This window comes from uncultured Virgibacillus sp., assembly GCF_947495635.1.
Lineage (GTDB): Bacteria > Bacillota > Bacilli > Bacillales > Amphibacillaceae > Virgibacillus > Virgibacillus salarius.
In genome coordinates this window covers 34,121-56,848 of the sequence record NZ_CANMAB010000014.1, presented here as the reverse complement: position 1 = coordinate 56,848, position 22,728 = coordinate 34,121, and the positions used below count along the sequence as shown (strand labels likewise).

Here is a 22,728-nt window from a genome sequence, read left to right as displayed (position 1 = left end):
CCAAGAGGGCTTTTTTTATGCATCCGGACTCTGCTTCGATATCCCCTCAAATTTCTCCCTTACAGGAATGCTCCTAAAACACTAACTCTTTTTTACTTACTTCTTCGGTACTCTCCTATACTAAGAACAATTAAAATAATAATTAAGCGTAAGTACGCTTCCGATAAAGATAACGCTTTCAAAATGTTTTGCACAAGAGTCTCTCTCTGGAGCATTCTCCTGCTGTATATGTAAATAGAGCCGCTCTCCCATACATAATGATTGGTAACCGCCTCCATTAATTCCATCCTACATTGACTGGCTATAATAATGAGTGGAATTACTGACAATGATGCCAATCATGATAAGAAATATATCACCATATTAGAAATAGCTACAATTGCCAATACATTATCTAAGCTCATGATTAAATCAGCAACAATTATAAGTACAATAGATTCCCACATGGAACTTCCTATTCTTATAATTTACTCCCCCTGTTTGTCCTCTAGTAGCTTATAGGCTACTATGAGTAAAAGAATGCCACCAATCAAATGAATGAAAGGTAATTTTAAGAGATATAGAACGATAAAAACAAACAGCATTCGGACAATTGCTCTTAAAATCTCCCATATCACGGCAACCTTTTTTAAATGATCGGAAAGACGTCTGCTTGCCAACGTTATTACAACAGCATTATCACCACTTAGAATCAAGTTCACTAACAATATTTTAATTATAGACTCAATTAATCCCATGATACTACTTTCTCTCTCGTTTTTATAAACGTGAGATTTTATTAATCTATGTGCTAGGAAATAGTATCAGACCTAAACAGTCAAAGCTATTATAATTTTTACAAAGGAACTGTTCAAAAACAAAGGCAGCACGAAGATTTTTGAATTCATATCATTAGCGAAGGCTTCAAATTTAAAAAGTATGCTTATCCTTTCCTTTTGTTAATAGTATGCTAATGTTAAATTATAACCCCTAAAGACAATCATCGTATCATATTTTTATTTACATATCCCCCGTAAATAAATTTATTATTTTCTTATGGTTTAGAAACTCCTCAGAACTATCGACATACTTTTCACTCTCAGCACTCAATAATACGTAGTTATCCAAAAACATATTTCGTTATTTATTACCCAGTTCTCAACACTTTCTATGCTATGGTTACTTAAATTCCTAAGTATTATTTCATACATAATAAGCAAGCCAATTACTTCATTATCAGCATGATCTAATCTATAGAAATAAAAACCTGGCATTCCAAAGATTCAAATACCAGGTAGTATAAATAATCATGCCACGTCTTTCTTCTCTACATTCTTTACCGTCTTCCAGCCGACGGCGTAAATTACGACTAAGCCTACAAAAATAACGATGATAAATAATAAATTAGATTGAATAAACTGAATCAAATTCCCTAGTATGATCCCAACTATGCCAAAATCAGCATCACCGAATGTCGTACCCTCAAATCCAAGTGTTCCTAATACAGGGAGTAATAATGCTGGAAGGAAGCTAATAATAAACCCGTTAGCCATTGCTCCAATAACAGCACCTCTACGTCCACCAGTAGCATTTCCAAACACCCCAGCGGCTGCCCCAGTAAAGAAATGTGGTACCAATCCTGGAACAATTACTTTCAAATCAAATAAAGGAAGAAGAAGCATACTCATTAATCCTGCAATAAAACTAAATAAAAAACCGATAATAACAGCGTTTCCAGCGAAAGGAAAGATAGCAGGACAATCTAAAGCCGGTTTGGCATTAGGAACAAATTTATCTGCCACTCCCTTAAAGGCCGGTACTATTTCTCCTAAAAGCATTCGAACACCAGCTAAAATAATATATACACCTGCAGCAAATGTTAACCCCTGTAAGAAAGCAAATACTAGAAAGTTTTGTCCGTTACTTAATTCCGATTCAATAAATGTAGGACCAGCACAAGCAGCTACGATAAAGAACAAAATCACCATCGTTAATGATACAGAAACGGAAGTATCACGAAGGAATCCAAGAGACTTAGGCACCTTTAATTCTTCTGTTGATTTCGAATTTTTCCCAATTAATTTACCAACTAACGCAGATACAACGTAACCCATTGATCCAAAATGACCTATCGCAAAATCATCTGAACCAGTAATTTTACGTGTGAATGGCTGCAGCATAGCTGGTGAAAGAACCATCAATGAACCTAATATAATTGATCCCACCACAATTAGGATTACACCTGTAAGTCCACCTGTTGTTAGGATTACACCAATCATACATGCCATAAACATCGTATGATGTCCAGTTAAAAAGATGTATTTATATGGTGTAAGTCGTGCTAATATAATATTTACTACCATACCAAACAACATAATCATTGCCGTTTCCGTTCCAAAACTTTGCTGAGCAACCGCCACTATTGCTTCATTATTTGGAATAACACCGTCTACGCTAAAAGCTTCATTAAACATACTAGAAAATTGCCCAAGTGCCAATACAATAACATTTGCTCCTGCATCTAAAATCACAAAGCCCATAATTGTTTTGAGTGTTCCAGAAACCACTTCGGCAACATTCTTTCTTTGAGCTATTAATCCGATTAAGGCAAATAACCCAACAAGGATTGCTGGTGTTCCTAGCACATCATTCATTATTAAATCAATCATTTATACGTCTCCCCCTTCTTTAAATGTATAGTAAAGTTAGATGTTTTGCTCAATCGCGTCTCGAAGTTCTCCTTTATCCATTAGATTTTTAAGCTTAATAACATTTTTCTTACCATCCTCTAAACTATTAACAATATCTTCTGACCCTAAGAACACATCGGCTTGTTCAGATTTTGCTGTAGCTAAATCTGTATGAGATACATCAGCCTCTTTACCAAGCTCCTTCAAGATTGCTTTCACGTTCATTTCAACAATCATGCTACTTCCTAACCCATTTCCACAAACAACTAGTATTTTTTTCATGTTATTTCCTCCTAAATAAGATTAATTTGGTTAATGATATTCTGTACATCTTGTATATTTTCTGATGCAATTAACTGCTGTACATTTTCTTCTACCGACAGAAGGTCTGTCAATTGAGAAAGCGCAGTTAAATGAGTTTCATTATCAATAGCTGCTAGCACAATGATTAACTGTGCACGGTGCTTTTCCTTTGCTGAAAAATATACTGGTTCCTTTAATCGCAAAAAGCTCATACCTAATCTCTCTACTCCAGTTTCTGGTCTTGCATGTGGCAGAGCTATGTTTGGTGCTAATACGATGTATGGGCCCATCTCCTTCACATTATCGATCATCTCCTTAACATAAGTTGGTTTAATTGCTCTTTGCAAAACTAAAGGCTCTGCTGCTACTTTAATAGCCTCTTGCCAATTAGACACATGATCTCTGAACTGTATCGTTTTCTCTGTTAACAACTCATTAAGCATTGGTTTTCGTATCTCCTTTACATGATGAGTTCGATCCTGCAGCATTTTTTTTAAAGTCTCTTGTAAGCCAATTGGATCTCTAATCGAAGCGAACCTCGCAATTATCTCCATAAATGCATTCGTTTCATCATGAGTTACGGTTTCTATGTTAAACATATCATTCACTTGCATTAAAATACGTTCCTTATCATGATTGGATAAAATCGGTGCTACATGAATAACTGGGATATCCTTCTCTTTAAGATAATTCGTTGAAAAAATAACATCTACCTGATGGTGTTGCTGATTAAATTCACGGATGGATTGAACAGCAACTACATCAAGTCCAACGATTAAGCTTTCCAGTTGGGTTTTTAGCATATTTGATGTCCCTATCCCATTTTCACATACAATAATAGCCCGATAATTTACATTCACCTGTTTTTTTTCTTTCTTTAACCATCCGCCAAAATGTAAAGAAATATATGCAATCTCATCCTCTGGTATCTGTTTGCCGACATAGTACTCCAAATGAACGATAACTTGCTTTGTAAAATGGTAAATTTCTTCATAATTTTTTCGAATGCTCTCTGTTAAATGATTGGAATATTTTACGTCATACTTCAAACGATAATATGTTGGTTTAATATGTGAAATAAGATTCCTCTCTAGACCATCTCGATCATCAAAAATGACACATGCATTATTTTGGAATTCTGATACCATACGATGAACCACACGTTGAAGACCACGTAATTCTCGTTCTGTATAATTTCGAAAATCATCATGATGGACCTTTAAGCCTAGTAAGCTCATTGTTAAAAAACATATTTCATCATCTGGGATTTCCAATTGATATTTAGTAGTTAATCTATTAGATATGAACTGAGCTGCGTGAAAGTATACAGATTGACGTAATACATTCTTTTCTTCTATATCAATTGCTACAATTTGTTCTGCCTTTACTCGCTTCACTACTACCAATAACTGTATTAACAGCATTTCTACCATTTCATCTGTTAACGTTAAACCAAGTTCGCATTCCGCTTCATGAATGATAGCTAGAATAGCTTCCCTAGCATGGTCGGCTTGATGGTACAGCTTAGAAAACGGATTGAGAATTTGATAGATTTTTTTCTGAAATATATCTGATTCTTTCTGTAATAATGTATAGGATAAAATATGAGCAACTAGTCTCCTTTTCTGCTCTTCCGAACCGTCAACTTGATAGCCGATTGGTCTTGTATAATGCAGACGAAGATAATGCTTGGACAAATAAGCTTTAACATGCTTTATATCCTTTATTACAGAACTACGACTCATGTTAGTCATATCCATAAAGCCTCTCATAGTAGAAGGCTCATTATCAGTCAATAGCCTGATTGTAAGGAGTAACTTTCTTTCTTGCTCTGAAAATTGATATGCATAGTCATCCGTCACAATAATCCCTTGATGAATTAATTCTTTTCTAGTCTTATCTACTAAATAAACTCCTTTTCCATAGCAATTTTGGATTGGTTCTAAGCATTGCTCTGTCAGCCAATTATTAAGTTGGTCTAAATCGTAGTAAATGGTACGCTGAGAAACTCCCAATAATTCAGATAATCTTCTTGTGTGAATTGGTTTACATTCTTTCATAACTATAGATAATAAGTACGCGCGCCTTTTATCTAATACCATTTTGAAATACCTTTCTAGAAAGTAATTTTGCAAAAATAAAAAGCTGATTTATTTTTGCATCGCTTTACACCGTAATTATAACCCTATTATTACGTTTGTGTAAGAGGTTTCACAGACCATAAAATGTAAGATTATGATTTTGCAATAATAAACAGTAGAGCAACATCACAGACAGCCTATATCCATGAAAAAGCGAAGATAGTTCAAGTAATATCAACTATCTTCGCTTTATATAATCTTTCATTTATATAGGTCTTTTCAATAATATAACGACTGCTGTTTAACCTAGTATCATAGAATACTCTAAATTACATACAAATCGTACTTTATATTTCTGCTACTCCAAGCACCGTGTTTTGTTCACTTTCTATTATCATTAATTCAGCTCTTTCAATTTCTTTGGTTTAAAGCGATTTGGCTGGATTCATTTAATTTTACTACTGTATACGCATCGTCATCGGCTGCTGTGAAGATACTTCAACAGACAATTTCAAGGAAGCTCTTTTCCCCAGGACTTCAAAATCAAACATATACCAAAATACTTGGTTTACACAATAGAAATAAATACCCTGAAATGATTTGAAAAAGTACCTACACGCTTCATTTTATATGCATCGCTCCTATTATTTTTGCGATAAAAGCTGGGTTGCAGTTTGAACAGCAATCGCATCATCAATAAAGCCGATTGGAAATAGGTAATCAGGCACTAAGTCCATCGTTAAGATAAAATAGATTAACACACCACCCATTACAGCTAGTTCCTTTGCGTTCCCCTTACGTAATGTAAATTTCGTAAATATATCCTGAAGCTGTTGGATGTATGGTCCAACACCTGCTACCTTTTTCACTTTTTCTTTAAATTCCTTACGTATGATTTCTTCCCCTTCATCCGTTCTAGAGTATTGTTGATAAGAAGATAACCGTTGCTCTAACAAATCAAGGGTAAATTCCTCTTGATGGATATCCGATTTTTCTATAACTTTTTGCATTTGTCGTATCGTTTCATTAGCATCATCAGTTACATTCTTTTCGATTTCATAACCAGCAGCTCGCATCAAATTTACAATCGGAACGTCCAATACTTGAGCAAATACTTGTAAATGATTTAAGTTAGCACGTCGCTTTCCATTAACAATTCGCGATATCGTCGCTACATCGATGGAAGTCAATTTACTGAATTTACGCATAGATAATGATTTTTTATGCAAGAGTTCCTTTACTAAAGAACCTAACGTATCATTTTCATTTAGAGACATTGTCACTACTCCTCATCTATAAAACTCTTTTTTACTTTATACCTTCATTATAATTTTGTCAAAAACGTTGTATTTAAGTCAACATATTATGATATGTTATTTATCAAAAATACAATCCATTTCTTAATAACACTTAATATAGTTCAATTACATTCTATCTCCAAGACATCTCCACCTATAAAAAACGTTGACAAAAAATCAACACATCTGTATATTGGAAAATAATTATATCATATTTAATTCCATATAAAGGGAGTAAGTTGTAAAAGAAGCTTTTAGTAATATCAACTTATACTATCAAGAGAGGAAAGCATAAGTACGTTTTACTAGTACAATACAGATGATGAAGGTGAGAAATTTGGGTAAAGTAGCCAATAACCAAGTTAAAAGAAAAAAATTACGGAAGAAACGAAATCGAAAACTGATTTTATCGATAACATTATTAACTACAATGATCATTATTTACTGTGTATATCAATATAATCAGGGGTTATCAATGAATAAAGGAGTAGCCAATACGACTGTTGAGCCATTTGAAGGAGAGGAAGTACAATTTGGAGAAATAAAAGTACTTTTAATAGGAACCGATGCTCGAGAAGAAGAAAAAGGTAGATCCGATACATTGATGATTGGTTATTACAACCAGCATACACATCAAATAAAAATTGTATCCTTAATGCGTGATACATACGTTGAAATTCCTGGTTATGGAATGCAAAAATTAAATGCAGCTTACTCTTTCGGGGGTCCAGAGTTATTAAGAAAAACCATTAAACATAATTTTGATATTAATATTAACTACTATGCAACCGTCGATTTTAATGGTTTTCCTAAAATTATAGATTTAGTTGCACCTGATGGGATAAAAGTAAATATTGAAAAAGAAATGTCTAAAGGTATCGGCATGACACTGCATCCTGGCGAACAAATTTTGCATGGTGATCAATTATTAGGCTATGTTCGCTTTCGAAAAGATAGTCAAAATGACTTCGGTCGAGTAGAGCGTCAGCAAGAAGTATTGTCAAAATTAAAAGATCAAGCATTGAGGATCAATCAATTAGTTAAACTTCCAAAAATATTAGGAGCTACCAACGCTTATATAGATACGAATGTAAATACACAAATTTTATATTCGATAGGTAAAGGTTTACTTACACATTCCAACGAAGGAGTAGAAACCTTACGCATCCCTACCGAAAATTCTTATACAAATTTACATGTAGATGCTGGAGCGGTGTTAAACATCGATCTTGAAAAAAATAAGCAAGCTTTAAAAGCGTTTTTAGAAAGCGATTATAAATAAGTCCGAGCTAATTTACGATAATATAGACTAGACACGGGACTGTGTAAGTGAGAGAGCTACACAGTTCCGTTTTTAAAACGGGCTCTATCATCGCTCATCAAGAAAACACTCATTTTTCCGGGCACGACTTCAGCATCCATATTTTCAGAAAACCCTTTCATTTTTTACTCGTATTTTCCACCCCTTAGTAAATTGAATAGGACGTAACGACAAAAATTATTGTTGCTTAATACAGGAATATTCAACACTCAACCTTACCTAGGCTTGCTTCTTAATCTGTTTTACTATTCATACATAATCTATTAAGACAAAAAATAAATCATATGTAATCACTTACAATTTCGTTGATTGCAGATTCATTATATAATAGATCTGCGATTACTAAGTAAACGAATGTTCCAACCACTATAAACAGCATGAGTACAATAAGTATTAGAACGATATTTCCAATCACCTGTATCACCTTAGAATTCATCCATTTTTTCAACGGATCTTTCATCTTTTGAAACATTTCCACCCTCCCCTTTTAATTTTCCGTGCTAAAACAACTTTTTATACAAGTGTGGTACTCTACTTTCAAAAACAGGTATATCTTTTCTAACTTGAGGAACTGTTGATGCATCAATTTGTGTGCAGAATGAGTCCTCGGAATACCTTGAACCCTCCACTACTATTTCTCCCCAAGGATCGATTACCATCGACTTACCACAAAATAGAATATTATTATATTCTCCTACTCTGTTTGCAGAAACAACGTACATCTGATTTTCAATAGCTCTCGCCAATTGGAGGATTCTCCAATGAGCAGCCCTAGCCTCTGGCCACTCTGCAACGACATGAAGAATTTCGACTCCCTCAAGCGCTAAAGAACGAATGACCTCCGGAAAACGCAAGTCATAACATATAATTACACCCATCTTTACTCCTTCAAGTTCAAACACTGTTGGGGGCTTTTGACCACCTGTTAAGTACTTATGCTCATCTAGCATAGGAACTAAGTGGACCTTATTGTATTGATACACAACAACTCCATTACGATCAATAATGAAGGACGTATTATAGAAGCAATCATTCACTTTATTTGCAACTGAGCCCCCAATGATGTTTACATTTAGCGATAGCGCTAAGTTTTGTAAGAAACCTTTTGTTGGCTCACCACCTATATCTGCTTGTTCATCTAATGATGGTAGTGTATAAGCAGTTGTCCACATTTCTGGTAACACAACAACATCTGGTTTATTTTTAGCTACTTCTCTTTTCATCCACTCTTTTACTTTAGCTCGATTTTTGGACGGGTTACCAGGGACAATATCCATCTGATAGATAGCATATTTCAATATCATTCTTATCCCTCCAACATCGTTTTTTACTTCTAGCCCTTTATGCTTTTCACCACTACGTATCATACATCACAATTATCATAATTATCAATATTCAAATTATTGAAAAGCGAAAGCAGTTTCTATAATACTACCTTCACTTAATTACATTCTATTGTGGCAGATATCGAAAAACGATTACCTAACTTAGTGATGGAACCAGCAAAGCGACTTACTACCCCTAATGCTACTACCCCTAATGCTGTATGGTTAATTCTTCCTTGCTTATAGTTGTCTCCATCTTCATGATAACACATAATCCTGCCGATAGATGACCACCCTATGTTCTAGTCTACTTGACATTTGTTCATTTACGATATGAACTACAAATGCTTTGGATTGTAAAATATTTCTAACATTATCCTTTTGTATTCTATCCTCTTTGCGCTGAAAAGACCGTGGAATGGTTGGAGGATGTTACGATACGATATTAAAAAAGCTGATGGTGCTCCATGAATAGTACTGTCTTCAGTCTCAAATGCCATCGATCGCGATACCACACTACCAATTAAATGTATTGGATTCAAAGAAAGCACTCCTACGCTACCCCCCTCCAAATTTATTATTATTGATCCAATCCCCTAATTTTAATAGGAAATAATGTTTTTTCTAATTTCCCACGATAAATCTCATATTGCTCTGGTAATTTTAACGCTGCCCCTAACGTCGCTAATGATTCATCATGGGAAAATCCAGGAGGGTCTGTAGCAATTTCAAATAATATATTACCATGTTCTTTAAAGTATATTGCGTTAAAATAATTTCGATCTTTAACTGCTGTTACACTATAACCACTCTCCCTAACATATGTTTGCCAATCTAATTGGTCGGCATCATTTTCAGCACGCCAAGCTATATGATGAACTGTTCCAACTCCCATTTGTCCACGCCCAGCAGATGTAGTTTTTAAATCAATCATATTTCCAATATCCCCAAAAGACCGAAAACGAATAAGGTCCTCTTCTTCTTCCATTCGCTCTAATCCCATTATTTCTTCTAGTACCTGCGCTGTTTTTTCAGGTTGCGAAGAAAATAACGTTGCTCCAGCAAAACCTTTAATTGCCGCTTCAGGAGTTATGTTACCAAAAGTCCAATTATTCCGGTCACCGTTTTCTCGCTCTACAAGCTCTAATTGTAGACCATGGGGGTCTTTAAAACGTAAATACGTTTCTCTAAAACGCTTTTCCATTGTGAACTGGATGCCAAAACCTCTAAATCGTTCCTGCCAAAAATCCATCGCCCCCAGTGGAATAGCATACGAGGTGACACCAACTTGACCATCACCAATTTTACCTGGAAAGGCATTGGTCCATGGAAAAAAAGTAATGATTGTTCCTGGCTTTCCCTCTTTATTTCCAAAGTAAAGATGATACGTACCCGGATCATCAAAGTTGATCGTTTTCTTCACAAGTCGCAACCCCAATATACTTGCATAAAAATCTACATTCTCCTGCGGATGGCCAACAATTGCTGAAATATGGTGAATTCCCGCTGTTCTTTTCACAACTATACACTTCCTTTGATGAATTATCTTTAATTAAAGTATTATTAATTAAAGATAATAATAGCGATTTATGCTTAGTTTGTCAACCTAACACTATATTATTCAAGTAATTGACTAGCTAAACATTTACAGGAATCAAATCCTATTATGTAATAGGCTCAATGAAGCAATAATTGGTCTGCTTAAAAGCACCGCAGCACAAGGTAAGGCAATTTAGAACTCCAAACTTAGTCACTTAACGGTTATACTGTATGGGCTGAGTGAAAATGCTATGGGTGGGAGGGGTATTCTTCTATATTTTAAATTCTTTATCACAAAAAAATGAAGAAACAGTAAAAAACGAACGATAATTATCATAAATTAATTATCGTTCGTTTTTTGATTAAAGTCATTCATTTAGCACCTGAAATAAGCGAGACTCCGGCGGGAACAGCACGAGTCCGAAGATCCACGTGGTAACGTGTTTTTCTTTACCAAGTTAGCTGAAGCCGTGCCCGCGGAAAGAGCGTATATTTTCACGGTGCGGCGATGATACTGATATTGATAACATGATTATTCGTATTTTGAGTAAAAAAGTTGTGTTTTGTCCCAGACTCTCCTAATACATGTACATTAAATTATTCAGCGGATCCTACATCAGCCCATTTGTATTCATATGTTGCTCCAAACGGATTCACAAAAACACCTTTTACTTTCGGAGAAACAAGCTGTGCTCTCGAAGCCTGATAAATCGGCGCAATAGCTGCGTCCTCAAAAAGGATTTTCTCAGCCTCTAAAAAGTTCTCATAACGAGCTACATTATCTGTAGCTAAGGAGGAAGTAGTTGCATTCACTAAGTTATCGTATTCTTCATTAGAATACCCCATCATATTATTGCCACTATCTGTTGTCCAAAGATTCATATACGTGAATGGATCAAGGAAATCTGGACCCCATCTAGAAACTTGAATTTCATAATTCATGCTTGTATCCAGATCAAGCCGCTGCTCTTTAGGTACTTGCTTTAACGTAACGTTAAGACCTGGTAAGTTTGTAGAAAGCTGATTAGCAATATACTCAACCATTAACTTTGTTGTTTCATCATCGTCTGTTAACAGTTCAAGTTCAACAGAATCTTTACCAATCTCTTCTAAACCTTTTTCCCATAATTTCTTCGCTTCTTCAATATCATACGTCACAAGGTCTCCATTAACTTTTCTGAAGTCTTCACCAGTTTCAGGCATTGGCGTGAAATCAGCTGGAACCAGACCATTAGCAACAATGGATCCATTATTTAAAATTTCGTCAACAAGCGCTTGTTTGTTGAATGCTTTACTGATTGCCTTTCGAATATTTACATTTGCAGTAACATCCGTTGTCGTTTGATTAAATTTAATGAAGTAAACGAATGTATCAGGAGTAATGACATAATCATCATTTGTACTATATTGATCAACTAAATCTGAAGTTAAATCAACACGATCAATCTTTCCTGATTCATATAAATCAACAGACGTTTGAGGATCTTTTACCACTTCAAAGTTAATATTATCCATTTTCACAGTATCGGCATCCCAATAATCTTCATTTTTTTCAAGCTCCCAAGAACTACTAGTACTTTTCCAATTCGTTATTTTATATGGTCCATTAGCTAGAAGTGTATCGGAACTAGTAGCAAAATTATCACCTTGCTCTTCAACAAACTTCTGGTTTAATGGCAAAAAGGTACCGAATGTTGTTAAAGATTCAAAGTATGCTGTAGGATTCTCTAGTTCTACTACTAGTGTATAATCTCCATCAGCTTTAACACCCAACTCTTCAATAGGCTTGTCTCCAGAACTAATTGCAGTTGCATTTTTTATGACACCATTCATCATATATGGACCATATTCTGATCCGGTTTCTGGATTAACAGCCCGCTGCCATGAATAAACAAAATCATGGGCAGTAACAGGGTCTCCATTTTCCCAAACTGCATCCTCTCGTAAAGTAAACGTCCAGGTAAGTCCATCGTCACTTACTTCATGGTCAGTTGCGATCCCTTCTACGGGTTGCGCATTCTCATCTAATCGATAAAGCCCCTCCGTCGTGGCTGCTAAATATATAAAAGATGATTCATCAGTTGCAAGTGAAGGGTCCATTGACGGGATTGCTTCGGGGTTAATAAAATTTAATACCTTTTCTCCTTCTTTTTCTTCATTCGTATCTGCTGTTGCCTCATCTGTTTCCTCTTCAGATGTCGATGCGTCCTCACTCTCACCGGAGCAGGCAACAATTACGCTGATTAATAGACCAAATACGAGGAATAATATCCAGCTTCTTAGCCTCATAATAAAGCCCCCTTTTATTTTTCTAGTGATGCAGAAGCTAGTAAAACTTACTAAGAATTATACCTTTAACTTAAGAAAGTTGTAAAGTATTTTTTAGAAAATTAATTTATTTATGATAATTAATAATAAACTATCAAAACACAAAATTACATTAATTCAGCTGGTAGAATTTCTAAACAACTTATAATAATGTTTGAGAATTTTCACCAAGAGTAACGAAAAAAAGACGTAACATGATGTGGAATTAGAAGAGCTCGTAGCATATGAAAATGACCACTTACTTCGTTCTCGACCAATTTTTTAATTGGGAAAGAAAAATAGAATTGCTACCAAAATAACTGAACAGGTTTCTCTATTGTCACTTGTGTAAAAGCGAAGTGGGAGTCGAACAAACAGAGACATACAGAACAAAAGTGCAAGCGCCCAAAAGAAACGTTGCGACTGGAGTCAGTCAACGGAGATGAAGGAATCACGGTGTGCTTGCGGGGCGATCATGACTTTTCGTAGGACGATTCGTGAAGTCACCTCGTTTCTGGGTGCTGGAGCTGGGCGCGACTCAGCACGCCCCTATTTATCCAGATGGGACAATTTCATCATTTCCTAGACTATAAAAAAGCTTGCAAAGAAACAAAAAAGTTTCTCTACAAGCTTCTGATTTCTTATAGTAATCCGATTTATCATTATATTCACTTGTGATTCGTTTTGTTTACGTAATGACGAATATGCTTGTTTATACCAGCTAAAGTGATATTGGCAGGGTCGGCAGTGATGTCTAATTCTAAACTAGAACCATCTGTCGGTAACGTATTGTTAAAAACTTCTTCGTATGCTTCAACAGATAGTTCTTTTCTTGATGATAGTAGATGATCATGTTGATCTATTAGTAAATGTTCACGAAAATTCGGCTGTATTATCCCTGTAAAGAATTCACCAACAGCTCCTGATCCATAACTAAACAATCCGATTCTCGAACCTGCTTCTAAGCCTTTATTCTGCTCAAGCAGTGAAAGGAAACTTAAATACAAAGAACCGGTATAAATATTACCAACATGCTTATTATACAGCTTACTGTATTCCAGGTTTTCTAAAAGACGTTCTTTATCTTCTGTTGTTCCTTCCTCATATATCGTACGTAATGCTTTTAAACCCATCTTTGTATATGGTAAATGGAAGCAAATGGCTGCAAAGTCAGCTAACGTCAATAATGATTTTTTCTTATAATCTTCCCATACTTCTTCGAAGAAAGAAATATATTTTTCATTAGAAAGCTTTCCATCTACCATAGCTGTATCCGAATATACTGGGCGCCAAAAGTCCATTACTTCAGATGTTAAATATGCGCTTTTGTCCTCTAACGCAAGAATCGCCGGATCAGCACTAACCACTATTGCAACTGCACCTGCACCCTGGGTAGCCTCACCACCAGTATTCAATCCATATCTAGCAATATCAGATGCCAACACTAACACCTTACTATCTGGATTTAAGGCGATATGACCTTTTGCTAACTGTATTCCAGCAGTAGCTCCGTAACAGGCTTGCTTTACCTCAATTGTTCGTGCATGTTGGTTTAATCCGAGTAATTCGTGAATATACACACCTGCTGCTTTTGAATTATCAATTCCAGATTCTGTACCGAATATAATAAAATCGATGTTTTCCTTATCTTTATCATCTAGTATATTCCAAGCTGCATTAGCAGCCATTGTCACTGAATCTTGTGTAATTGGAGCAACAGCCATCTTTTCCTGACCAATTCCAATCGTAAATTTTTCTGGCTCCACGTCTCTAGCCACAGCTAATTTATTCATATCTACATATAAATGTGGTGTGTAAAACCCAATTTTGTCTATACCTATCTTCAATGTTCTACTCCTTTACTAACTAATGTCATTTTTATAACCATCGTATTCGTTACATTAGTGATTCTCTTCACAATCGTTTCCTTTATTATTACCAACACCATAAATGATAATATAATCTAACTACAAAAACAATCATCGTGTATTAACGGTTTCGTATTTTAATGTAGATATATTAATTAATATTCCAACAGAAATTAGCATAAACAGCAAAGAAGAACCCCCATAACTAATAAAAGGAAGCGTAATCCCTGTAACTGGTAACATTCCAGAAACTGCTCCAAGATTTAATATAGCTTGAATAATTATTTGAAATGTCAAGCCCAGAGCTAATAATTTGGGAAACATATGTCTCTGTTGAAAAGCTATATGAATGCCTCTATAGAAAATCATTAAATAAGCCGCTAGCACTATAATTAAACCTACTATGCCGAGCTCTTCCACTATAATTGCCATAATAAAATCCGTGTGAGCTTCAGGTAGATAACCTAATTTTTGAACACTATTCCCTAGTCCATTACCAGTTATTCCTCCTGCTGCTATTGCGATATAGGAGTTTATGAGTTGATACCCATCAGTAGCAGCGGTTTCAAATGGCTGTTGAAAAGATGTTAAGCGTTGCAACCGATACGGTGATGTGTATGCAAAATAACTTACACCTAAGATCGCAATAGTACCTAGCGCGACTAAATGTATAAATCTAACTCTAGAACAGAATACAATAATTCCACAGGAAAATAGAATTAGAGAGGCTGTTCCAAGATCTGGCTGTAATAAGATAAGCATAAATACAGTTGCTAATAGCAGAAGAGGTGGAAGAACACCTTTGCCAAACTTGTGAATATACGATTGTTTTCTCGCATATATATAGGCAAAATATATAACCATTGAAACTTTGATAGCTTCTGTTGGTTGAAAGACAAATCTACCTATTGAAATCCATCTTTGTGCATAATTCCTTTCTATTCCAATACTAGGAATTAATACAAGAACTAAAAAAAATATAGATGATATAACTAGCAATGGAACCATTCTATTTATCCGATGCAGTGGTATAAGTACGGTGACTATCAAGAATAAGAAACCAATTAACACCCAAAGAAACTGTCTAACAAAAAAATGAGTACTATTATGATAAACTTCATACCCAATCGGATAACTAGCACTATATACCATTACTAAACCAAATGCCGATAACAAAAGAACAGTTATTAATAAGAGATAATCCATTTGCTGTATTTTTTCTTTCATTTAATCACCTTGTGTCAATACATTTTTTCCAAATACATAGCGACGATTAGATCTGATTCGGATACTAGCTATTATTCCTAATGCAATTAAATTAGTTAATAAAGCACTACCACCATAGCTGAGAAAAGGAAGTGCAATACCCGTTATTGGCATCAAACCAACTGTCATAGCAATATTTTGGAAAATTTGAAATGCCATTAACCCACTAATACCAATACAAAGATAAACACCAAACAAGCTACCTGAATGAAATGAAGTCCTCATAATTTGGTAAATTAGTAGAAAATACAATAATAGCAATATACTTGCACCTATAAATCCAAATTCCTCACCGATAACCGTAAAGATAAAATCAGTGTGCGCTTCTGGAATTTGCCCATTTTGGACTTGCACACCCTGGTTAAACCCGTTTCCTGTTAATTGCCCAGAACCAATACCTAGGATAGCCTGCTTTAATTGATAACCATAATCGGATGCAAATTCATTCGGATTCAACCAACCATAAATTCTAGATAATTGATGATCTTGAAAAAAACGAGAAAACAACTCAAAATTCAAATAGTATAAGGTTATTAGTAGAATAATTAAAGCAATTAAGCTAACGGTTAACAATAAAAGCATAGCTGTAGAAATATGGGAGACAAATAAAAACGTCAATGTAGAGGCTACGATCATTAAGCCCGAACCTAAATCTGGTTGCATTAATACGAAAAATAATGGTATTACCGTTGCGATGGAAACCTTTAATACAACTGGAATACTAGCAATGAATGATAGACGTTTACTACCAGCCTTCTTTAAAAGAACAGCAATATAAAGAATTAAAAATAGTTTCATAAACTCAGAGGGTTGTAACTGAAAGATCCCCAAATCTATCCATCGCTGAGAACCATTTTTTACTGTACCGAACAATTGGACATAGACTAACATCAAAACCCCAATAAGGTACATTGGAAAAGCCCATTTTTCTAGTAATTCATAGTCAAACCAAGCAACCATGATCAACATAAGAAATCCAACTATATACCAAAACAATTGTCGTTTTACAAAGTAAAACTCATCTGCCACTGCATACTGACCAGACCCACTATACACAGCCACCAGACTAAATAAAAATAAACAGATTAAGATAATAATTAAAAAACGTATACGGCTAAACGTAGTGTCCTTCATGAATTTAGTTACCTTTCATAGATAATAGAGTTTATGTATTCTCCTAAACACCAGTAAATGATTGATGCTCCCTGTCGCTTCCCATTCAAAATAGTTAACATAGTAACCTTATCCATTGTTGACACTTTACTAAATGGGCTAACTGATAGAAATTGATCATGAAAATAATGACCATGCCGAAAATTGCAATTGTCCGCTGCCATGAATTTATTCCTCCCAAGCGTATCTTCATTTAGCTTATCTTCATGATGACATAATGTCAACAAAAAATGACAATAAGTCATCAATATAGAATTTGAGATAAGAATTTAGCCAAAGAGAAAGCCGAACTAGATTCGAAACGTTTTACCCGCTCTCATTTGAATCTAGTTCGGCTTTTTGGTTGTAAAAATATTTTACATATTTATAATTTTTCCCTATCATTTTTCTTTAAAAGTGAAGACTTTAGGATAAGATATATCTCATCTCCATCGTGTTCTTATACACCGCGTTTATTCCCCCAGAGAAAGGTATGTAATTGAGGGAGCACCCGCACATCTTTTAAGATGTTGTTTGTCATTACACGTTCAATAAGCGCTTCGTATTTCTGAAGTAAGTGCTCCATCAATTTATCTGAACTTTCCATACCAATTTCATCATTTCCTACTTGAAGAAATAATTTAGCCTGAGGATACCTTTTATGAATCTGTTCAGCGTATGTTAAGTCACCCTCATCAAATATCACAATTTTTAAGCTATATTCTCCTTTTTGTCGATGTTGTAACGAATCAATTATAAAATCTAACGTTTGATAATTGGTTTTCATCCCTGAGCTAGGAGGCTTTGGTGATAACGTTAGATCATCAATTTTAGTAAACCACGATTGCCATCTACTTCCCTGTGTCTCAATAGCAACTTTTATTTGTTCGTGATGGAGTAAATCAATCAAGCGACTCAATTGGCTAAGTAACGCTGGGTTGCCACCTGAAATCGTTACATGGCCGAATTGATCTCCACCCTTTTGATATAAGGTTTGCATTATTTCCTCTGCTTCCATCATTTTAATGAGATGTTTCTCTGATCCGTCCCATGTAAATGTTGAATCACACCATGAACAGGAATAATCGCAACCAGCAGTTCGTATAAACATGGTCTTTCTTCCAATAACCATTCCTTCCCCTTGAATGGTCGGTCCAAATATTTCAATTACTGGTATTTTCATCTATATTCTCCTTTGGACGATAAACACAATAACTAGAAGGCGTTTCCCGTAAATACACTTGGATACAACGCGGAGAATGCGAAAAACCATCTAAATATTCCTGTACTAATTCATAAATCGTCCGAGCAACAATTTCTGTTGTTGGAAAGGTATTAGGACACACATTTGAAAAAGCAATATCTTCATTCATAACACCATGATCAAAGCGTTTATGAATCAAATCCTTTATTTCTTTAAAATCAACTAAAAATCCTGTGTGGTTAAGCGTTTCACCAACAATCGTAATATTTGTAAAATATGTATGTCCGTGCATGGACTGACATCTCCCAGTGTCTTGATGTGGAATATAATGTGCTGCTGCAAAATGAAAGTCTTTGTTAATTTCATAGGAATAGTTATGATGTGGAACAGGATAGATTTGTTGTATCATTTTGCTTGCTCCCTCTTCCGATTAGTTTCATATTTTTCTAACCCATTTTTTCTTAATTTACATGCCGGACATTCCCCACATCCACTGCCTTTGATTCCGTTATAGCAGGTCAACGTATTATTTTTCACAAATGAAAAAGCCGCTAGCTGGTCACTTAACTCCCACACCCCTGCTTTATCCAACCACATAAGCGGTGTATGCAAAACAAATTGTTCATCCATTGCTAAATTTATTGTTACATTCAGTGATTTAATAAAAATATCCCGACAATCTGGGTAACCACTAAAATCCGTTTCACAGACACCAGTTACTAAATGTTTGGCATCTATTTGCTTAGCTAAAATTGCTGCGAACGATAAAAACATAAGGTTTCTTCCAGGGACAAAGGTAGATGGTAGCTCTCCCTCATTTTCTGTTATCTCGATATCTTTTCGAGTTAACGCATTTGGTGCTAACTGATTTAACAAACTCATATCCAACAGATGATGTGTAACTTCCAAGTGTTCACAAATATTTCTCGCAACTTGTAATTCTTCGATATGGCGCTGACCATATTGAAATGTTACTGCTTCTACATGTTCAAACTTTCTCAGCGCCCAAAACAAACAAGTAGTACTGTCCTGGCCTCCACTGAATACAACTATCGCTTTTTGGTCGTTCATCGACGCTTCTCCTCCTCGACAAAGAAGAGTGTTCGTTAACTAGCATTTCCCATCAAAAAAACAACACTAAGAAGGGTGTTGTTTTGGTCTCCTTAGTTTTTTATAGAGGGATGGAATTGCGAACCTCTCCTGTATTTTTACAGATTTCTTAATTAAGTTGCAGCTCTAGTTTACCATTCATAAACTAATTATGAAAGATACTTCTTTCTTTCACTATAAATGTAGCTTGAATAGGTTCATTACTATTTGTATAAGTCACAGAAGTTCGGCTATAAAGCAATGCCCACTTCTGAAGAATTTAGAGCTTTTAATTTTCCGTAAGCAATGATCGGTTATTTTCAACGAAGGGATATATGTATAGCAATACTTTTGCATTTTAGAAGATCTTTAATATATTTTATTTCATTAAGCTAGGTAATATCGTTACTATTTGCGGAAATACGATTAACAATACGATGCAAATGATCATCCCAATGATCATTTGCACAGCTCCTCGGAAAATTGTCTGTACTGGAATATTAGTCGCGACTCCTTTAATAACAAAGATACTAATTCCTAACGGGGGTGTTAATGATCCTATATTGATTGCCATCACCATAATAATTCCAAACCAGACACCATCAAATCCAAGTTCCATAATAATCGGATAAATAATTGGAAGCGTTAAAACGATTAAGGATAAGCCTTCGATAAAACATCCTAATATAAATAATACAATTAATATTAAGATCAGAATTACATATGCGTTAAGTTCTAACCCACTCACAAAGGAAGTAAGCTTCACAGGTAGTCTGCTAATTGTGAGAAACTGACTAAATAATGTAGCTCCGATAAGTATTAAAAAGATATAGGCAGTTAACCGTAACGATTCATTAAATGATTGCTTTAGTTTATTCCAGTCAAGTCTTCTAGATAAAAAAGCGAAAATAATTGCACCCATTGCTCCTACACCCGCAGCTTCGGTTGGTGTAAAAACACCTAAGTAGATTCCACCAATACTAATTAAGAATAAGCCTAAAAATGGCCAAACATTTTTTAATGTAAGTAATTTCTCACGAATTGTTGCTTGTTCAGATCTCGCAGGTGCTAATGTTGAATTACGCCGAACAAGAATTGCAATAATAATCATAAAGATAATGACCTGAATGACACCAGGAATAATACCTGCTATTAATAATGCCCCAATTGCTTCCCTTGTTTGAATTCCATATAAAATTAAGATCACACTTGGCGGAATTAATATTCCAAGTGTACCACCTGCTGCTACACAAGCTGTCGATAGACTCGGTTGATATTTAAATTTTTCCATTTCAGGAAGTGAAATTTTAGAAACGGTTGCAGTTGTCGCATTAAGTGAACCAGAAATGGAAGAAAAAATGGCTGCAGTACCAATGGTGGCCATTGCTAATCCTCCCCGAAGATGACCAACCCAACTGTCTACAGCTTTGTATAAATCCTTTCCCAATCCCGTGTATGAAAGAATCATGCCCATCAAAATAAATAATGGAATAACACTTAACGAATAGGAACTCGCCGTGTCAAATGGAGTCCTACCGAGCTGAGCAAATGCCACATCCCAACCTCTTATTAATGTTGTACCTGTCAAGCCTACAAATAAAAGAGAAATACCTACGGGAACCTTTAGTAATAACAAGACAATCAATGCAATAATACTAATAAAACCGATTATTTCAGGACTCATTTGAATGAACCACCTTTTGCAAATAATGAATAGCATGCAGAAATGCGGTTAGCGCGAATAACATTGTCCCTATAACTGCTAACATGGCGATCGGAAAAAGTGGAATACGTAAATCACCTGTTACCGTATGAGCGTAAAAGAGACGAATTGCATATTCACAGGTACTCCATGCTACAAGTAGCATTAAACCCGTGATTAACAAATTAATGACAGATTCAAATATCCACTGTATACGAGTTGAGAATCGCTCAATTACAAAGTCAATTGTAATATGTCCCTCTCTGACATGTGTGTAAGCTAGGCTTAAGAAGATGACAAGTGATAGACCTAGCTCCGTAAAGTCGACCGTACCCGTGATAGGAGCTTTAAGAATCCATCTACTGAGTACATCTAATGTAATCAAGATCGCCATCAATAATAGAATGACTTGAGCAATATAATGAATGACTCTACTTAATTGCTTCATTATGCTGTCCATCTAATCACCTTCTTTCTACTTCTTTAGCTCCGCTTTTAATTGAAATGCTCGATCATAAATATGTTGACCGGGATAGCCCCTATTTTCCATGTCATTTATCCATGCTTGAACAATTGGGTCCAATGCCTTTCTCCATGGAATTAATTGCTCCTCTGTTAAATCAATTACCTCTGCTCCATTTTCTTTTGCTAATTTCCTTCCTGTCTGACCGTCTACATCAAAAACACTTCCACTTTCTATAGACGCTTCTATTCCTGTAGCTTCATTTATGACCTGTTTTTCCGAATCTGTAAAACGATAATATGCTTCCTTATTCATTACCGAAAAGAAAGGAGTTGCAGAGAAGTTGCCAATTGTGATATAAGCCGCTATTTCATGTAGACGATAATTATAAAGCGCTTCCAAAGGAACCATCGCTCCATCGATAACACCTCGCTCTAGTGACTCATAAACATCTCCCATTGGCATAGATACAGGTACAGCTCCTAATGCTTCCAAAATATCATTAGCTAACGGAGATGGAGATCGAACACGTAAACCTTTTACATCTTCAGGTGATTCAATACGGTGATTTTTCGTAATTAACTGAGCAGGTTCTGCGGTAAATAAAAATAATGGTATCGTATCAGCATGCTCCTCCTGAATACTTGGAAATTCTTCATAGAGATTTGCTATTATTTCCGAACCATGGACAGCTGTTTCCGCCAAAAAAGGTAGTTCCATAACAGACATCAATGGAAACCTCCCAGGAGAATATCCATGAACGCTTAATGCAATATCTGCTTCTCCCGTAACAGCCATATCATATTGTGATCCTGCCACTCCCAATGCATTGGAGGGATATAATTCATAGGTTATGTCTCCATCTGTCTTTTTTTCTATTTCATTACCTATACCTTGTAACACCTGAGTCTGAACCGGATGACTCCCGGGTAAAAAATGAGAAATAATTAAATTATGTTGTGATCCAGTGGAAGCTATTCCTTCAGAACAAGCTGTTAGTAAAAGCAATACAATAATCCCAATAAAATATCCAAGCTTATCAAACATCATTTTCCCTCCAAGGAATAAATTCAGCCATCATCCTTTTGATAACGCTTCCATTTGGTATACAAAATTATATATAAGATCATATATAATGTCA

Annotated in this window: 20 protein-coding genes, 1 pseudogene and 1 riboswitch; of the genes and pseudogenes, 1 reads left to right on the top strand and 20 read right to left on the bottom strand. The window is 35.4% G+C overall.

Translation table 11 applies throughout. The features are described from left to right. Nucleotides 1-338: 338 nt before the first annotated feature. From Q1A47_RS05295 to Q1A47_RS05275, 5 genes and pseudogenes are all read right to left on the bottom strand, one after another. A pseudogene (locus Q1A47_RS05295) lies at nt 339-737 on the bottom strand (hypothetical protein). Nucleotides 738-1,286: 549 nt separating this feature from the next. Continuing rightward, nucleotides 1,287-2,648, bottom strand: coding sequence for a PTS ascorbate transporter subunit IIC (locus tag Q1A47_RS05290; RefSeq protein WP_026681730.1), 1,362 nt, complete (start codon nt 2,646-2,648; stop codon nt 1,287-1,289). A gap of 36 nt (nt 2,649-2,684) precedes the next feature. Beyond that, on the bottom strand, nt 2,685-2,951 hold the full coding sequence (locus Q1A47_RS05285; protein ID WP_026681729.1) for a PTS sugar transporter subunit IIB: 267 nt from the start codon (nt 2,949-2,951) through the stop codon (nt 2,685-2,687). Between the two features lie 11 nt (nt 2,952-2,962). Beyond that, a complete protein-coding gene (locus Q1A47_RS05280) occupies nt 2,963-5,074 on the bottom strand; it encodes a BglG family transcription antiterminator (protein ID WP_166530334.1) in 2,112 nt (703 codons plus the stop codon). A gap of 623 nt (nt 5,075-5,697) precedes the next feature. Continuing rightward, nucleotides 5,698-6,330 (bottom strand): DUF1232 domain-containing protein, encoded by a 633-nt coding sequence (locus tag Q1A47_RS05275; protein WP_026681727.1) that lies wholly within the window; start codon nt 6,328-6,330, stop codon nt 5,698-5,700. A 343-nt stretch (nt 6,331-6,673) separates the two neighbouring features. On the opposite strand from Q1A47_RS05275, the gene Q1A47_RS05270 reads away from it, so the two are divergent. After that, nucleotides 6,674-7,633, top strand: coding sequence for an LCP family protein (locus Q1A47_RS05270; protein ID WP_166530343.1), 960 nt, complete (start codon nt 6,674-6,676; stop codon nt 7,631-7,633). Nucleotides 7,634-7,952: 319 nt separating this feature from the next. Here Q1A47_RS05270 and Q1A47_RS05265 read toward each other — a convergent pair whose 3' ends face one another. The 15 genes from Q1A47_RS05265 to Q1A47_RS05195 all read right to left on the bottom strand — a co-directional run bounded on the left by Q1A47_RS05265 (nt 7,953) and on the right by Q1A47_RS05195 (nt 22,634). Continuing rightward, complete coding sequence (locus tag Q1A47_RS05265) at nt 7,953-8,144, bottom strand: hypothetical protein (RefSeq protein WP_026681725.1); 192 nt, start codon at nt 8,142-8,144, stop codon at nt 7,953-7,955. A gap of 28 nt (nt 8,145-8,172) precedes the next feature. Beyond that, nucleotides 8,173-8,976: a carbon-nitrogen family hydrolase gene (locus Q1A47_RS05260; protein WP_308035987.1), complete on the bottom strand. Its 804-nt coding sequence runs from the start codon at nt 8,974-8,976 to the stop codon at nt 8,173-8,175. Between the two features lie 137 nt (nt 8,977-9,113). Continuing rightward, a complete protein-coding gene (locus Q1A47_RS05255; RefSeq protein ID WP_161629274.1) occupies nt 9,114-9,269 on the bottom strand; it encodes a hypothetical protein in 156 nt (51 codons plus the stop codon). 308 nt (nt 9,270-9,577) lie between these two features. Next, complete coding sequence (locus Q1A47_RS05250; RefSeq protein ID WP_034679204.1) at nt 9,578-10,522, bottom strand: ring-cleaving dioxygenase; 945 nt, start codon at nt 10,520-10,522, stop codon at nt 9,578-9,580. Between the two features lie 611 nt (nt 10,523-11,133). Further along, complete coding sequence (locus Q1A47_RS05245; protein ID WP_026681721.1) at nt 11,134-12,825, bottom strand: peptide ABC transporter substrate-binding protein; 1,692 nt, start codon at nt 12,823-12,825, stop codon at nt 11,134-11,136. A gap of 686 nt (nt 12,826-13,511) precedes the next feature. Further along, nucleotides 13,512-14,690, bottom strand: coding sequence for a hydroxymethylglutaryl-CoA synthase (locus tag Q1A47_RS05240; protein WP_026681720.1), 1,179 nt, complete (start codon nt 14,688-14,690; stop codon nt 13,512-13,514). Between the two features lie 132 nt (nt 14,691-14,822). Next, the gene (gene ftsW, locus Q1A47_RS05235) at nt 14,823-15,938 is read right to left on the bottom strand and encodes a putative lipid II flippase FtsW (RefSeq protein ID WP_026681719.1); all 1,116 of its coding nucleotides are present in this window, start codon (nt 15,936-15,938) and stop codon (nt 14,823-14,825) included. After that, entirely contained in the window at nt 15,939-17,111 is a 1,173-nt protein-coding gene (gene rodA / locus Q1A47_RS05230) for a rod shape-determining protein RodA (RefSeq protein ID WP_026681718.1), read from the bottom strand. Between the two features lie 8 nt (nt 17,112-17,119). Next, entirely contained in the window at nt 17,120-17,314 is a 195-nt protein-coding gene (locus tag Q1A47_RS05225; protein WP_026681717.1) for a hypothetical protein, read from the bottom strand. A gap of 275 nt (nt 17,315-17,589) precedes the next feature. Continuing rightward, the gene (gene queE, locus Q1A47_RS05220) at nt 17,590-18,312 is read right to left on the bottom strand and encodes a 7-carboxy-7-deazaguanine synthase QueE (RefSeq protein WP_026681716.1); all 723 of its coding nucleotides are present in this window, start codon (nt 18,310-18,312) and stop codon (nt 17,590-17,592) included. Continuing rightward, entirely contained in the window at nt 18,293-18,742 is a 450-nt protein-coding gene (queD, locus tag Q1A47_RS05215) for a 6-carboxytetrahydropterin synthase QueD (protein ID WP_026681715.1), read from the bottom strand. Before queD ends, queE begins: the two co-directional genes overlap by 20 nt. Next, a complete protein-coding gene (gene queC, locus Q1A47_RS05210) occupies nt 18,739-19,404 on the bottom strand; it encodes a 7-cyano-7-deazaguanine synthase QueC (RefSeq protein WP_026681714.1) in 666 nt (221 codons plus the stop codon). Before queC ends, queD begins: the two co-directional genes overlap by 4 nt. Before the next feature lie 86 nt (nt 19,405-19,490). Then, a riboswitch (PreQ1 riboswitch) is annotated at nt 19,491-19,537 on the bottom strand. Nucleotides 19,538-19,801: 264 nt separating this feature from the next. After that, the gene (locus Q1A47_RS05205; protein WP_166530335.1) at nt 19,802-21,106 is read right to left on the bottom strand and encodes a TRAP transporter large permease; all 1,305 of its coding nucleotides are present in this window, start codon (nt 21,104-21,106) and stop codon (nt 19,802-19,804) included. Beyond that, the gene (locus Q1A47_RS05200; RefSeq protein ID WP_026681712.1) at nt 21,096-21,584 is read right to left on the bottom strand and encodes a TRAP transporter small permease; all 489 of its coding nucleotides are present in this window, start codon (nt 21,582-21,584) and stop codon (nt 21,096-21,098) included. Before Q1A47_RS05200 ends, Q1A47_RS05205 begins: the two co-directional genes overlap by 11 nt. 15 nt (nt 21,585-21,599) lie before the next feature. Beyond that, nucleotides 21,600-22,634, bottom strand: a complete 1,035-nt coding sequence (locus Q1A47_RS05195; RefSeq protein WP_246484698.1) for a TRAP transporter substrate-binding protein — start codon at nt 22,632-22,634, stop codon at nt 21,600-21,602. Between the last annotated feature and the right edge of the window lie 94 nt (nt 22,635-22,728).